Consider the following 13,623-nt stretch of genomic DNA (forward strand, 5'->3'; position numbering starts at 1 on the left):
GGGAAGCCACCCAGCGCCTGCCAGGTCGCCGGACCGACGACACCATCGACGTACAAGTTCTTCTGCGTCTGGAAAACACGCACCGCACGCAGTGTGGCCGGACCGAAGTCACCGTCCACCACGATGTTCAACCGCTGCTGGACGACCTTCACCAACGCACCGGACGAGCCGTAACTCAGGCTCACGACACCGTCGGTCCGCGGCGGGGTGGTGGGCGTCCCCGGCGTAGGCGGTTGCGGGGTGGTCGGCGGAGCCGGCGGCTCCGCAGTGACGGAGGTGGGGAAGCCACCCAGTGCCTGCCAGGTGACCGGACCGACGACACCATCGACATACAGGTTCTTCTGCGTCTGGAAAGCACGCACCGCACGCAGTGTGGCCGGACCGAAGTCGCCGTCCACCACGATGTTCAACCGCTGCTGGACGACCTTCACCAACGCACCGGACGAGCCGTAGCGCAGGCTCACCACATTCGTCGGCGCCGTAGGAGCCGTCTTGACCGGCGTCGCGGCGATCGGCGTCGCGGCCGGTCGCGCTGCCTGAACCGGCGCAGCGGCTTGCGCCGGGGCTGTCATCGTGCCGACAGCCGTCGCGGGGACGGCGAGGGCCGTTCCACCGAGAACGAGGGACTTGCGGGCGGCAACCTTGCCCAGGAGACCCGGGCGCTGCTTCTGGTGCCGAGGCGTGGTGATCGTCATCGGGCCCTCTCGATACGTAGTCCGTCGTACGTGTCTTCGGTCAGCCGCTCGCTCCTGATCGGTCAGGGTGACGACGTCCCGGTAGACCGGGGACGGGCTGCCGGAAGGACTATGCCCGCTCTGGGAGTTCTGGGGTAGTCGTGAGTGATGTAAAGCGGCGTGTCAGTTCTTGCACATGGGATTCATGTGACGTATGTGGCAACAGCGACAACCCGGAAGACGGTGGTTGAACGTGCACATTTTCGCGCCATCATTGACATCTGGCGCCGCACGCATACCAGGGGCGCCGAACGGACGAATCGAACGACACGCCGAAACACGGGTTTCTTGTAATTATCTCGCATCTTGAGATATCGGACGTCACGGCGACGTCGACCGTCGACGAAGTAGCATGTGCGCAGCAATTTCCGCCGGCCCTGCGTGCGTCCCGATCACGGCCAACTCGGTTGTCGCACAGCCGACTTGGCCACCACGCCTGAGCGCACAAACGCGCCGATGTCGAACGACGTCCCGGCACACGATTCGGTTGGTCAAGCGTGCATCACGACTTCCCGACACAGCGCGAGGGCTGGCCTTCGTCGCCCGAAAACGCAGCTTGCCCCGCACCGATCAGGTGCGGGGCAAGCTGAGATGTCGAGCAGGGGCTGACGATCAGTAGCGACCGTAGTTCTTGTAGCCCCAGATCTTCTTGGTGACGATGGAGGTACCGGGCATACGCGCGGACACCTCGTAGCCGTTGCCGGCGTAGATCGACACGTGGTACGCCGGGAAACCGGAGAAGACTAGGTCGCCGGGCACCGGGCTGTAGACGCGGCGTGCGCCGGCCTGCTGGGCACTGGCGGTACGCGGAATGCTCTTGCCGGCCTTGCGATGGACGTACTGCGTGAAGCCGGAGCAGTCGAAGCCGTTCGGCGTGGTGCCGCCCCAGACGTAGGGAACACCGTGGTACTGCTGCGCGATGCGAACGATGGACGACCCGCTGGTGCTCGTGCGCGGTGCGCTACGCGAGACGTACCCGCCGCCGGGCACTCCACCGAGGGCGCGCCAGGTGGAGTCACCGACATAACCGTTGGCATAGATACCGGCTCGGCGCTGAACCGACTTGACCGCCCAGAGGGTCTGCGGACCGTACGAACGGTCCTTCGCGATGGCGTAGCCCTTGCGCTGCAGGCGGTACTGGAGCAGTTCGACCCAGTAGCCACGTGCGCCGTAGCTGACGTTGTAGGCACCGGCGGCCTTGATCGGAGCGGCCTTGGCCGACGATGCGACCGCGGCGGGAGCCGGAGCTGCGCTGGCGGACTCGGACAGAGCGACCGGAACCACGGTTACGGTGGCGGCTGCAACAGCCAGACCGCGGCGGCTCACGATGGAGGAGACGACGCTCTGCTCCTGCTTGAGATGGCGAGGCTTGTAGGAACCCATTGCGGGGAAGACCCTTCGGCACTTGACGACGTGTTGACAAAGCTGCGCGGTCGACCGGAAGTGGTCGGCCGCGGTACTGCTGAGCGCTTCTGCTTCCCCCAAGTCAGCGTGGCGCCCGCACTACTGTGCACCAAACTCGGTTCGGTTCCGAACCGGAGGCAAAATTTTCGTCAAGGCTGCACACAGGGCTCCGCAGGGGCCCTCGACGAGGAGTCGCTCAACGGCCAACCACCCGGCCGTGACCATTCCGTGATTATCCGCGCTATTGCAGGCATGTCGGGACTTCGGCTTAACCGCCCGACAGGGACCCTCCACACCCCTCTCGCGCGTCCACATCGTGGGATCTTTGTGTCCCAATATTCGAGATGGCACCCAGCCCGGTGGGCCGGTAGCGTGTCCCACATGCGCGATTCCGCTGCACAGGCGCCACCCATTTCACTTCAGTACCGTCGACCTCGGGCCGGCAGCGGCCTGTGAACCGCGACTCATCCGCGATGGACGTCGCCCCGGTCGATCCACGCGACGTCCTCCGTCTTGCCGTACCGGCTTTCCTCACGCTCATTGCCGAACCGTTGTTCCTACTCACCGACAGTGCGATCGTGGGTCACCTCGGCACCGTGCCGTTGGCTGCTCTCGGAGTTGCGTCCGCCGTCCTGCTCACTGCCGCCGGCGTATTCGTCTTCCTGGCCTACGCGACGACCTCGGTGGTGGCTCGTCGTATCGGTTCCGGGCGACGGACGGCAGCCCTCGAGGCCGGGGTGGACGGTATGTGGTTGGCGATTCTGCTCGGCGTCCCCACCGCTGCCGGGGTTGCGGTCTTCGCCGAGCCGTTGTGCCGGGTCATGGGAGCGGACGGCGCCGTCCTCGATCCGGCAGTCACCTACCTGCGGATCGCCGCACTCGGCATCCCGTCCCTGCTTGTCGTGTCGGCCGCCACCGGAGTCCTGCGGGGCTTCCAGGACACCCGCACTCCCCTGGTCATCGCCACCGCGGGCTTCACCGCCAACGCGATCCTCAACTATCTTCTGGTGTATCCGCTCGACCTCGGTATCGCCGGGTCGGCGATCGGCACGGTGATCGCGCAGAGCGGCGCCGCGGCGGCCTTCGCGTTCCTGGTGTTGCGCCGGGCAGGTGCGGCGGGTGCCCGTCTCGCCTTCCACCCCGGGGACGTCCTGGCGGCGGCCCGTGTCGGCGCCCCGCTGCTGGTCCGCACCATCGCCCTGCGTGCGGCGTTCCTGCTCACCACCTGGGTGGCAGCCGCCCTCGGAGTGATCCCGCTGGCTGCTCACCAGGTCGCGATGAACGTGTTCAGCCTCCTCGCCTTCGCCCTCGACGCCCTGGCCATCGCCGCGCAGGCACTCATCGGTACCGGCCTGGGCGCCGGGGACGCTCCCTACGCGCGGCGCGCCACGTCCTTGATGACCCGCTGGGGCTGGCTCGGCGGACTCGGGTTGGGCGTGATCACCGCCGCGTCCGCTTGGATCCTTCCCCCGCTGTTCACCTCCGACCCGCAAGTGCGCTCGACTCTCACGGTCGCGCTCCTGGTGCTGGCGGTCACGCAGCCGATCTCCGGAGCAGTGTTCGTGCTCGACGGCGTCCTGATGGGCGCCGGAGACAACAGGGCTCTCGCATGGCTGTCGATCGCCACCCTGGCCGCGTACGTGCCCGTGCTGCTGCTCGCGCGCGAGCTGGGCACTTCGAAGTCACCGCAGGTCGGCATCGCCCTGCTCTGGGGAGCGCTGGCCTGGTTCATGGCGGCGCGCTGGTTCGCGTTACGGCAACGCGCGCGTTCGGACGCGTGGCTGGTGGTCGGTGCGCGCTGAAACCGGGACAGAAAGGACTGCGACCCCGCTCGTGACGAGCGGGGCCGCAGCCGTGACTGCCGGGTCGAGCCTTACTTGGCGGCGACCACGTTCAGCTTGAGGGTGGCAGCGACCTCGGGGTGCAGGCGCACCTCGACCTCGTGCTCACCGAGCGAACGGATCGGCTGCTTGACCTGGATGGTGCGACGGTCGACGTTGCCAGCACCGGCGTCCTTGACCGCGTCGGCGATTTCGGCGGTGGTGACTGCACCGAACAGGCGGCCGGACTGACCGGAGCGTGCCTGCAGGTTGACCTTCGCGTTCTCCAGCGAGCCCTTGAGCGCCTTGGCGTCGTCGAGCGACTTCACAGCGCGGACCTCGCGGGCCTTGGTGATCGACTCGACCTGCTTCTGGCCGCCCTTGGTCCACGGGGTGGCCAGGCTGCGGGGAAGCAGGTAGTTGCGGGCGTAGCCGTCCTTGACGTCGACGACGTCACCGGCGGAACCGAGGCCGTGGACCTCGTGGGTCAGGATGATCTTCATGTCTGTGTCCTTTCCTACGCCGGGGCTCAGCGAGCCGACGACGAGTACGGCAACAGGGCCATCTCGCGCGCGTTCTTGACGGCGTTGGCGATCAGGCGCTGTTCCTGCACGGACACACCGGTCACGCGGCGGGCGCGGATCTTGCCGCGGTCGCTGATGAACTTGCGCAGCGTTGCGACGTCCTTGTAGTCGATCTTCTCGACCTTCGCCGCCTTCAGCGGGTTGGCCTTCTTCTTGGGCTTACGCACAACGGGCTTGGCCATCGTGGTGCTCTCCTTCTACTTCAGGGAGCCCGAGCGAACTCGGGATGGTGATGTTGATGAGTGGTGCGGGGTTCTCGCCCGCACCGGTTGAGTCAGGACTCGATCAGCGGTGGATCAGAATGGCGGTTCGTCGTAGCCGGGGCCGGCGTTCCATCCGCCGCCCTGCTGGCCACCACCGGAGTTGCCCCCGGAATTTCCCCCGGAGTTGCCCCCGCCGTAGTTGTTCGAACCACCGGTGGCCCACGGGTCCTCCTGCGGCGCACCGCCGCCGAAGTTGCCGCCCTGGCCGGAGCCGCCCTGCTGTCCGCCACCGAAGTTGCCGCCGCCACCGCGCTGGGTCTTGTTGACCTTTGCGGTTGCGTAGCGCAGCGAGGGGCCGACTTCGTCGACGTCCATCTCGACCACGGTGCGCTTCTCGCCTTCCTTGGTCTCGAACGAACGCGACCTCAGGCGACCCGACACGATCACGCGCGAGCCGCGGTTGAGCGACTCGGCGACGTTCTCGGCGGCGTCACGCCACACCGAGCAGCGCATGAACAGCGTTTCGCCGTCCTTCCACTCGTTGGTCTGACGGTCGAACTGCCGCGGCGTGGACGCCACGGTGAAGTTCGCGACAGCGGCTCCGGACGGCGTGAACCGCAGTTCCGGATCCTGAGTGAGGTTGCCGATGATGGTGATGACGGTGTCGCCGGCGGCCATGGTGTTGTCCTAACTCGTGACGAAGAGGAATCAGGCGTCGGCGCGCAGCAGCTTGGTGCGCAGGATGGACTCGTTGAGACCCAGCTGGCGGTCAAGCTCCTTGGCGGTTGCCGACTCCGCGGTCATGTTGACCACGGCGTAGATACCCTCGGACTTCTTCTTGATGTCGTAAGCCAGGCGACGGCGGCCCCACAGGTCGATGTTGTCGACGGTGCCACCATCCTTGGTCACGACTGCGAGCATCTTGTCCAGCGAGGGCTGGACCGTGCGCTCGTCAAGCTCGGGGTCGAGGATGATCATGAGTTCGTACTGACGCATGCGTAAACCCACCTCCTTCGGTCTTGAGCGGCCACGTCGATCTGACGTGACAGGAGGTTTACTGCGTGTCCTGCGTCCCGGTAGCGGCGCCGACGGCGTCGTCCACGGTGAGCAGAACGTCGGTCAGTCTAGAGGCGGTCGCTGACAATCAGCGAATCGCGGCCGTCGCCTGTGGAGAAGCCGGTCCCTTCGTCCGCGGCTGTGGACGACTGCCGTGTCGTCCATTCCTCGTGCCGCGCGGCACCGTCCGGGTCATGGAAGTCCTGAAGTTCCTCGGCCGTCTCCCAACTGATCCAGGTGATCGCGCCCCAGGCGATCAACCGGATGAGAGCGAACACCAGGTACAGGGCTGCCGGGACGCCCTTGTCGACGTCGGAACGTGAGGCGATGTAGAGCATCGTCAACACGAAGTACGCGACCTCGACCCCGGCCCACAGCAAGTGTTCACGCCAACGGACGGCGGTGAGCGCGAGCAAGGGAAGGATCCACAGCGCCTGCTGCACCGGGAAGGTCTTGCCGGTGGCCATCACGATGACCAGCATCGTGAGCGCAAGGGGAGGCAGTGGCGTCAGGTGCCTGGGACGACGCACCAGGTACACGCCCACCAGCAGCGCCAGCACCCAGCCGGCGACCGCCAGCCAGGTCGCGGTGGACGCAGCGACCGGAACCTTCAGCAGGGTCAGCACGAACCACGGTGAGCCGTAGCCGGGTGCTGCCGCGTTCCAGGTGCGGTACACGGTGAAGGGATCGCCTCCGGCGAGATGAGCGACCCCGAAACAGGCGACGACCACGGCCGTACCTGCGGCGAGCAGACGGGTCAGGTCGGCCGTGCGCCGGTCGCGCAGGGCGACCAGCACAATGGCCGCCACGATGATCAACGGATACGTGCGCGCCATGACCGCCGCCCCGAGCAGCACGCCGGCGGCCAGCGAATTGTCCCGGAGCCAGAGGACCAGGCCGATGGTCGCGAGCGCGACACCGAACGCGTCGAAGGAGACGAGCGAGGCGGTGATCAGCACCGGGCTGAGCGCCAGGTGAGCGGCGAGCCAGGGGGTGTCACGCAGGGCGCCGGCCAGCGCGATGACTGCGGCCGCCACCGACAACGCGATCACGACTGCCCCGAACGCGAAGTAGTACTGCTGGACCGCGAGCGTCGAGCCGTCCGGCGTGATCTGTCGGATCACCCAGTGCAGGACAGCGGTCAGCACCGGCTGGTTGTCCCCTGCCGACCCCTTGGCCCACGGCCCACCTTCGGTGGTGAGCCCGACGGCCAGGTCGGAGTAACAGGTCCGCCACAAGGAGTCGGGCGCTCCCCAACCGTTGCTGATGCAATACGTCTTGCTCAACGCGCCGAGCGCGACCATCACAGACGCGAGCGCACTGAGCACCGTCACCGAGTAGGAGATGCCCCGTCGACCGACTGCGGCGTAGCGCCCGACGGGTCCGCCGATCACCTGACTGCTCCAACCGGCGACCCCCTCCCCGCGACTGGGGACGGTGAGGCGCAGGTCGTCGTTCGCGGGCCCGGTCACGCTGCGCAGGATACGACGGTCACGACGGACGAAGCGATCAGGGAGCCGGGACCGATGCCGGTGCGGCCGCCGGGGCTGCCGGTGCGGTGGGTTGGGCGGCCGGTGCGGTCGGCTGCGGCACCGTCGTGGTCGCCGGTGGACGCGTAGTGCTGGTCGGGACCGACGGCTGCGTCGTGCTCGGCGGCGCGGACGTCGTCGTCGGTGCCGTGGTGGTGGACGTGCTGCTCGACGTCGTGGTCGAGGGCGGCGACGAACTCGGCGTCGAGGTCGGGCTCGAGGTCGGCGACGACGTGGTCGTCGTGGTCGTCGTGGTCGTCGCGGGCGGCGCCGGCCTCGATGACGTCGCCGTCGGACGGCGGGTCGTCGCGGGCGGCGGCACGTACTTGGTGGCAGGCTGCTTGCCCTTCACGTTGCCGGGCTCCGGCAGCTTGGCAACCGGTTGCCCCTTCAGTGCCGCGTTCATGTATTCGGCCCAGATCGTCGCGGGCACGGCACCGCCGTAGAACTCGGCTCCGGCGGCTTCTCGCAAGGAATCGGTACCGTCGCCGGCGTACATACCGACCGACGTGGTGAGCTGGTTCGGGGTGAAGCCGGAGTACCAGGCGGCCTTGAACTCGTCGGTCGTGCCGGTCTTACCTCCCGAGGGACGCGTGAATCCGGCACCCTGCAGCGACGGGTAACCGGTGCCTCCTGCCTCGTTGACACCGGCCATCGCGTTGACGACGTCAGCGGCGACGTCCTTGTCGATGGTCTGTTCGGTCTTCGGCTCGGCCGCGTAGGAGTAGTCACCGGTGACGCTGGCGACCTTGCTGATGAAGTACGGGGTCGCGCGCTTCCCCTCGCTGCTGATCGTGCTGTAGGCGCGAGCCATGTCGATGACGCGCGTCGAGGCGGTACCGAGGATGTTCGTGGTGTCGTCGGCCAGACCGGGGCTGGTCTGCGGAATGCCGGCCTTGATCGCCGCGGCACGGGTCTTGGCCGGACCCATCTCCATGTTGAGGCGAAGGAATGCCGTGTTGACCGACTTCTTCATCATGAACGACAGATCCACCGAACCGTAGGACACACCGAGGTTGTTCTGCAGCGGCTTGTCGAGACCGGGCAGCTTGACCGGGCTGTTGCCGTCGAAGCGGCTGTTCAGGCTGTAGCCGTTCTCCAATGCACCGACCAGGCCGAAGGCCTTGTAGCTCGATCCTCCCTGCGGAGCGGCTTGGGTCGCGGAGTTGTAGTTGTTCTTGCGGTAGTCCTTGCCGCCGTACATCGCGACCACGGAGCCGTCCGGCTTCTGCGAGACCAGTCCGGCACGCAGCGGGATCGACGAGACCGCGGGGACGTTGTCCTCGACGGCCCGGACGGCAGCGTCCTGCGCGTTCTTGTCGATCGTCGTCGTGATCCGCAGACCACCGCGGTCGATGTCCTCGTCGCTGAGCTTCAGCGTGCTCTTCAACTCGTTGCGCACCGAGGCGGTGATGTAGCCGGTCGGCCCGCTGCCGTACGTCGGCGCCTTGCGCGGCTGCACCGCCGGGAAGCGGATCTGGTCCTTGGCCTGCTGAGTCATCCAGCCCATGTCCACCATGCCGTTGAGGACGTAGTCCATGCGTCCACGGACGGCGGTCTTCGCGCGCTCGCCGTTGGCCGGGTCGTAGATGCCCGGGGCGTTGATCACCGAGGCGAGGAATGCACCTTCGGCCGGGGTCAGCTTGGAGACGTCCTTGTCGAAGTAGACCTTCGAGGCCGACTGGATGCCGTAGGAGTTACGCCCGAAGAAGATGTTGTTCAGGTAGTTCTTGAGGATCTCGTCCTTGGTGTACTTGCGGTCGATCTTGATCGAGATCATGACCTCTTTCAGCTTGCGGCTGACGGTCCTGTCCTGAGTCAGGAAGTAGTTCTTGACGTACTGCTGAGTGATCGTCGAACCACCCTGCTGCTGACCGCCGCGCAGGTTCGTCCAGAACGCACGCACGATGCCGGTCGCACTGACCCCGTTGTTGGTGTAGAACTTGCGGTCCTCGGCGGCCAGGAACGCCCGCTGGACGTGCAGCGGCACCTTGGCGAGTTCGACGTCCTCGCGGTTGACCGAGCTGAACCGGTCAAGCTCGGTCTTCCCGTCGTTGTAGTAGACGATCGAGACCTGCTTGGCGGCGTCGGCGTTCGGTTGAGGGATTTCGGTGCGCATGTAGACGAACACGAGGGCGGCGAAGCCGAGCAGGCCGAGAATGACGAAACCGAGCATCGTGCGCAGCGCAACCTTGAGCCACAGCGGCTGGTTCCTGCGTCCGGAGCGCCTTGCCTCGCCACGTCGACCGCCGACGGCACGGCGACTGCTGCGCTGTGCGGGGCGGGATTCTTGCGAGTCATCGGTGTCTGCCACCGAACGAGCGTAACGCCAGATTCGGACAACCCCGGTCCGTGCGTTATCAGGTGACTCGGTCGCGAGTGTTCGCGGGTGACCGTCGACACGCCGATGTATCGACTCGATACATCGGATGAGCTATCGTCGTGCAGACAAAGTAGTTCCATGTCAGCTCCCACGAACATTGCACGTGTTTGTTTCTCGAAAGGTGGTCCCATGTCTCGCCGTGGCGCCACCCTCGAGTTGGCTGTCCTCGGGCTGCTGCACGAACAGCCGATGCACGGGTACGAACTGCGAAAGCGCCTGGGCGGAATCCTCGGAGCGTTCCGGGTGGTGTCGTTCGGATCCCTGTATCCGTGCCTGAAGTCACTGGTGTCCCGCGGATGGATCACCGAGCACACCGATTCGGCGGCCTCCAAGCGTGCCCGGATCAGCTACGAACTCACCGCCGAGGGCAAGGAGCAGTTCCAGACACTCATGGAACAAGCCGGCCCGGCGACGTGGGAGGACTACAGTTTCGATGTCCACTTCGCCTTCTTCAGTCGAGCCGACCGCGAGGTGCGACTGCGCATCCTCGAGGGCCGGCGCACCCGGCTCGAGGAGCGACTCGACACCGCACGCGAGCAGGCCAGGATCCGGCGCGAACGCAGCGACCGCTACACCGCCGAGCTGCACCGACATGGTCTGGAGTCGACCGAGCGCGAGGTGCGCTGGCTGACCGAACTGATCGAAACCGAGCGCAATTCATCACCCGACCCCTCCGGGTCACCGCACAAGCCCTGACAACAAGGAGATTCACTCATGGGTTCCATTCGCGTCGCCATCGTCGGCGTCGGTAACTGCGCCAGCTCGTTGGTGCAGGGTGTCGAGTACTACAAGGACGCGGACGCCACCGCGACCGTCCCCGGTTTGATGCACGTGAAGTTCGGCGAATACCACGTCAACGACGTGGAGTTCGTCGCTGCGTTCGACGTCGACGACAAGAAGGTCGGCAAGGACCTCGCCGAGGCGATCAACTCCTCGGAGAACAACACGATCAAGATCTGTGACGTCCCGACCTCCGGCGTCGAGGTGCAGCGCGGCCACACCCTCGACGGCCTGGGCAAGTACTACCGCCTGACCATCGACGAGTCCGCCGCCAAGCCGGTCGACGTGGTCAAGGCGCTCAAGGACGCCGAGGTCGATGTCCTCGTGTCTTACCTGCCGGTGGGTTCGGAAGAGGCCGACAAGTTCTACGCCCAGTGCGCGATCGACGCCGGCGTCGCCTTCGTCAACGCGCTCCCGGTCTTCATCGCCTCCGATCCGGAGTGGGCGGCGAAGTTCGAGGCTGCAGGCGTGCCGATCATCGGCGACGACATCAAGAGCCAGGTCGGCGCGACCATCACCCACCGCGTGATGGCCAAGCTGTTCGAGGACCGCGGCGTCGCGCTCGACCGCACCTACCAACTCAATGTCGGCGGCAACATGGACTTCAAGAACATGCTCGAGCGCGAGCGCCTTGAGTCCAAGAAGGTCTCCAAGACCCAGGCCGTCACCTCCAACCTGCACGGGTCCCTCGCCGGCGTCGGTGCCGACGACCGCAACGTGCACATCGGTCCCTCGGACTACGTCGCCTGGCTGGACGACCGCAAGTGGGCGTACGTGCGCCTGGAGGGTCGCGCCTTCGGTGACGTGCCGCTGAACCTGGAGTACAAGCTCGAGGTCTGGGACTCCCCCAACTCGGCCGGCATCATCATCGACGCCATCCGTGCGGCGAAGATCGCCAAGGACCGCGGCATCGGCGGCGCTCTGTTGTCGGCGTCGTCGTACCTGATGAAGAGCCCGCCCGAGCAGCGCGAGGACACCGAGGGCCGCACCAAGCTCGAGGCATTCATCAAGGGCACAGAAGAACGCTGACGAAGGAAGCGTGCTTCGTGGGTGCCCGCAGGTTGAGTAAGCCCTGCGGCTGAGGGACGAAGCCGCAACGGGCGCATCGAAACCCGGGCACAGAAGAACGCTGACGAAGGAAGCGTGCTTCGTGGGTGCCCGCAGGTTGAGTAAGTCCTGCGGCTGAGGGACGAAGCCGCGACGGGCGCATCGAAACCCGGGCACAGAAGAACGGTAGTTCGACGTGTCGAAAGGCCCCGGTCGCTCACGCGACCGGGGCCTTTCTTCTTTCAGCCGGAACCGACTCGGGTGTGAGACCCGTCACCTCTTCCGTGGGTGCGCAACCCGGCGCTCCACAGGAGGGGGTAAGTCATGAGGAACATGAAGATCACCGGTTCTTTGGCGGTTGCGGGGGCGATCGCGATCGGTGGGATCGGGCTGGCGAACGCCGGAGGTGCTTCGGCACACAGCGCGTCGGACGTCATCCGTCAGGGGTGCGGTTCGGGCTATTCCGTCGTGAAGGACGGACACCGAGGCATCTACAAGAACGGCAAGAAGTGGGGGGACGTCTACCTCACCTACAACGCATCCAACGGGATGAACTGTGTCGTCACCCGCAAGGTGGCCTGGCACGGCACGTACACCCCGACGCTCGCGCGTCTCGACGTGGCGAACGACGGTCGCGGCTACGTGCAGGACTGGAAGAAGTACAAGTACTTCGCAGCCACGAAGGCGTACGGCAAGGGCAAGTGCGTCGCCTACTGGGGCGACGTCCGTCCGGGCTGGGACGCCAGGCCGCACGCGTCCGCCGGCCGCTGGACCTGGGGTAACTGCGGCTGACACCCAGCACATGAGGAAGGCCCCGGCGTGATGCCGGGGCCTTCTTCATGCGTGCTCACAACTGCAGTTCGGACGTCTTCTGCTGGGCGAACTTCTGGCTGACGAAGGCGTGGCTGGCCAGGATCTGCTCGGCTCCGAGTTCCTCGGCCCGCTCCATCACCGCGTGGACGCCGTCGGACAACAGGTCGAGTTGCTCGTTGAGAAGGTCCTGACCGGTGCGTCCGTCGCGCAGCGGGCTGGTGTCGGCCCGTGCGGGCGACAACGCGAGGTAGGCCCCGATCGCCTCGACCGCGAAGTCGTGCTGGATCTGCTCGACCTCGAAGCGCAGCTTGTCGCCGGCCGGGCCGCGCTCGTCGATGTAGGCGAGCGCCTCGAAACATTGCAGGTTGAGCGCCTTGGCGCGTTTGGCACTGTCGGACGGCAACCGCGGGTGCTGCGAGAGCACGGTGAGGTTCTGCGGCTGCGGCATCGGCTGGGCGCCCATGTGGGAGAACGCCTGCGGCACCGGCTGCGTGACCGGCCAGGCCAGCGGTGGGGGCCAGCTGTTGGCGACGGCCTTGCCCTTCGGCTTGGTGGATTTCGAGCCGTTCATCAGCGAGATCGCCGTCGCGACCACGAGCGGGATGAAGACCCACCCCGCCCCGAAGACACCGAAGGCGGCGGCCGTTGCCAGCACCCGCAGACCGTGGTTGCTGTGCTTCTTCAGGATGTTGCCGCCGGCGAACGCGAAGCAGGCCGCGAGTGTGATTCCTGCCGCCGGGTGCACCACCCAGCCCGCACCGAGGACGGTCAGCATCAGCATCAGTACGGCGAGGATGATCGCGCGCCGGTTGCCGTCGTGGCCCTTCTGCCAGACCACGCCCGCGTACATCGCGAGCAGCAGACCGGCGATCGGGTGGACGATCCACATGACAGCTCCCTTCGACGCGGGCTCACCTGTCGTTTCAGAGTACGTCGCGTGGACGGGGTTGGACAGGTGCCGACAACTACTGTCGGGTCAACGCCCGGACGGCCTGTCGGGTTTCCCCGAACCTCAGCAGGTCCTCGGTGAAGGCGTTGAGGTCCTTGGTAGTGCTGACGAGCGCCCCGGCAGCACCGAACCCCGACGGGTCGAAACTGTTCAGCGGGTAGGTCTGTTGCCGGCGAACGCGGTACCGACCAGGAACGGACCCTTCGTGCCGGCGGTCGTCGGGTAGCTGGTCTGATTCACCCCGGCCGGCTTGAACACACGGCGCTCGAGCAGTTGGGGGAGCTTCTGTGGCTCCGGCTGATCTGGCGACATTGACGTTTT

14 protein-coding genes are annotated in these 13,623 nt (G+C 66.3%); 4 read left to right on the forward strand and 10 right to left on the reverse strand.

Annotated elements, in window-relative coordinates; all coding sequences use genetic code 11:
- Positions 1-695: peptidoglycan-binding protein (locus EU513_RS16175; protein ID WP_129626469.1), on the reverse strand; the 695-nt coding region annotated here is incomplete at its 3' end.
- A gap of 651 nt (positions 696-1,346) precedes the next feature.
- The gene (locus EU513_RS16440; RefSeq protein WP_239702815.1) at positions 1,347-2,117 is read right to left on the reverse strand and encodes a C40 family peptidase; all 771 of its coding nucleotides are present in this window, start codon (positions 2,115-2,117) and stop codon (positions 1,347-1,349) included.
- 473 nt (positions 2,118-2,590) lie between these two features.
- On the opposite strand from EU513_RS16440, the gene EU513_RS12570 reads away from it, so the two are divergent.
- Positions 2,591-3,940, forward strand: coding sequence for an MATE family efflux transporter (locus EU513_RS12570; RefSeq protein WP_240796046.1), 1,350 nt, complete (start codon positions 2,591-2,593; stop codon positions 3,938-3,940).
- Between the two features lie 71 nt (positions 3,941-4,011).
- On the opposite strand, the gene rplI is transcribed toward EU513_RS12570, so the two are convergent.
- The 6 genes from rplI to EU513_RS12600 all read right to left on the reverse strand — a co-directional run bounded on the left by rplI (position 4,012) and on the right by EU513_RS12600 (position 9,644).
- Entirely contained in the window at positions 4,012-4,461 is a 450-nt protein-coding gene (gene rplI, locus EU513_RS12575; RefSeq protein WP_129626473.1) for a 50S ribosomal protein L9, read from the reverse strand.
- Between the two features lie 26 nt (positions 4,462-4,487).
- Positions 4,488-4,724 (reverse strand): 30S ribosomal protein S18, encoded by a 237-nt coding sequence (gene rpsR, locus EU513_RS12580; protein ID WP_115921520.1) that lies wholly within the window; start codon positions 4,722-4,724, stop codon positions 4,488-4,490.
- Positions 4,725-4,838: 114 nt separating this feature from the next.
- On the reverse strand, positions 4,839-5,423 hold the full coding sequence (locus tag EU513_RS12585) for a single-stranded DNA-binding protein (protein WP_129626475.1): 585 nt from the start codon (positions 5,421-5,423) through the stop codon (positions 4,839-4,841).
- A gap of 30 nt (positions 5,424-5,453) precedes the next feature.
- Positions 5,454-5,741 (reverse strand): 30S ribosomal protein S6, encoded by a 288-nt coding sequence (rpsF, locus tag EU513_RS12590; RefSeq protein WP_129626477.1) that lies wholly within the window; start codon positions 5,739-5,741, stop codon positions 5,454-5,456.
- A 128-nt stretch (positions 5,742-5,869) separates the two neighbouring features.
- Complete coding sequence (locus tag EU513_RS12595; protein ID WP_129626479.1) at positions 5,870-7,273, reverse strand: glycosyltransferase family 87 protein; 1,404 nt, start codon at positions 7,271-7,273, stop codon at positions 5,870-5,872.
- Positions 7,274-7,310: 37 nt separating this feature from the next.
- A complete protein-coding gene (locus EU513_RS12600; protein WP_129626481.1) occupies positions 7,311-9,644 on the reverse strand; it encodes a transglycosylase domain-containing protein in 2,334 nt (777 codons plus the stop codon).
- Positions 9,645-9,842: 198 nt separating this feature from the next.
- On the opposite strand from EU513_RS12600, the gene EU513_RS12605 reads away from it, so the two are divergent.
- The 3 genes from EU513_RS12605 (at position 9,843) to EU513_RS12615 (ending at position 12,332) form a co-directional block, all read left to right on the forward strand.
- A complete protein-coding gene (locus EU513_RS12605; RefSeq protein WP_129626483.1) occupies positions 9,843-10,409 on the forward strand; it encodes a PadR family transcriptional regulator in 567 nt (188 codons plus the stop codon).
- An 18-nt stretch (positions 10,410-10,427) separates the two neighbouring features.
- A complete protein-coding gene (locus EU513_RS12610) occupies positions 10,428-11,522 on the forward strand; it encodes an inositol-3-phosphate synthase (RefSeq protein ID WP_129626485.1) in 1,095 nt (364 codons plus the stop codon).
- Positions 11,523-11,864: 342 nt separating this feature from the next.
- Entirely contained in the window at positions 11,865-12,332 is a 468-nt protein-coding gene (locus EU513_RS12615) for a hypothetical protein (protein ID WP_129626487.1), read from the forward strand.
- Positions 12,333-12,387: 55 nt separating this feature from the next.
- On the opposite strand, the gene EU513_RS12620 is transcribed toward EU513_RS12615, so the two are convergent.
- Together EU513_RS12620 and EU513_RS15975 are read right to left on the reverse strand one after the other, a co-directional pair.
- A complete protein-coding gene (locus tag EU513_RS12620; protein WP_129626489.1) occupies positions 12,388-13,242 on the reverse strand; it encodes a hypothetical protein in 855 nt (284 codons plus the stop codon).
- A 210-nt stretch (positions 13,243-13,452) separates the two neighbouring features.
- Positions 13,453-13,614 (reverse strand): hypothetical protein, encoded by a 162-nt coding sequence (locus EU513_RS15975; RefSeq protein WP_168990273.1) that lies wholly within the window; start codon positions 13,612-13,614, stop codon positions 13,453-13,455.
- Between the last annotated feature and the right edge of the window lie 9 nt (positions 13,615-13,623).

This window comes from Yimella sp. RIT 621 (assembly GCF_004146205.1).
Lineage (GTDB): Bacteria > Actinomycetota > Actinomycetes > Actinomycetales > Dermatophilaceae > Yimella > Yimella lutea.

Bases quoted from the DNA above. Each gene is read 5' to 3' on its own strand.
- EU513_RS12615 (WP_129626487.1), top strand. From the start codon at position 11,865: ATGAGGAACATGAAGATCACCGGTTCTTTGGCGGTTGCGGGGGCGATC.
- rpsR (WP_115921520.1), bottom strand. From the start codon at position 4,724: ATGGCCAAGCCCGTTGTGCGTAAGCCCAAGAAGAAGGCCAACCCGCTG.
- EU513_RS12605 (WP_129626483.1), top strand. From the start codon at position 9,843: ATGTCTCGCCGTGGCGCCACCCTCGAGTTGGCTGTCCTCGGGCTGCTG.
- EU513_RS12585 (WP_129626475.1), bottom strand. From the start codon at position 5,423: ATGGCCGCCGGCGACACCGTCATCACCATCATCGGCAACCTCACTCAG.
- rplI (WP_129626473.1), bottom strand. From the start codon at position 4,461: ATGAAGATCATCCTGACCCACGAGGTCCACGGCCTCGGTTCCGCCGGT.
- EU513_RS12610 (WP_129626485.1), top strand. From the start codon at position 10,428: ATGGGTTCCATTCGCGTCGCCATCGTCGGCGTCGGTAACTGCGCCAGC.
- EU513_RS15975 (WP_168990273.1), bottom strand. From the start codon at position 13,614: ATGTCGCCAGATCAGCCGGAGCCACAGAAGCTCCCCCAACTGCTCGAG.
- rpsF (WP_129626477.1), bottom strand. From the start codon at position 5,741: ATGCGTCAGTACGAACTCATGATCATCCTCGACCCCGAGCTTGACGAG.
- EU513_RS16440 (WP_239702815.1), bottom strand. From the start codon at position 2,117: ATGGGTTCCTACAAGCCTCGCCATCTCAAGCAGGAGCAGAGCGTCGTC.
- EU513_RS12620 (WP_129626489.1), bottom strand. From the start codon at position 13,242: ATGTGGATCGTCCACCCGATCGCCGGTCTGCTGCTCGCGATGTACGCG.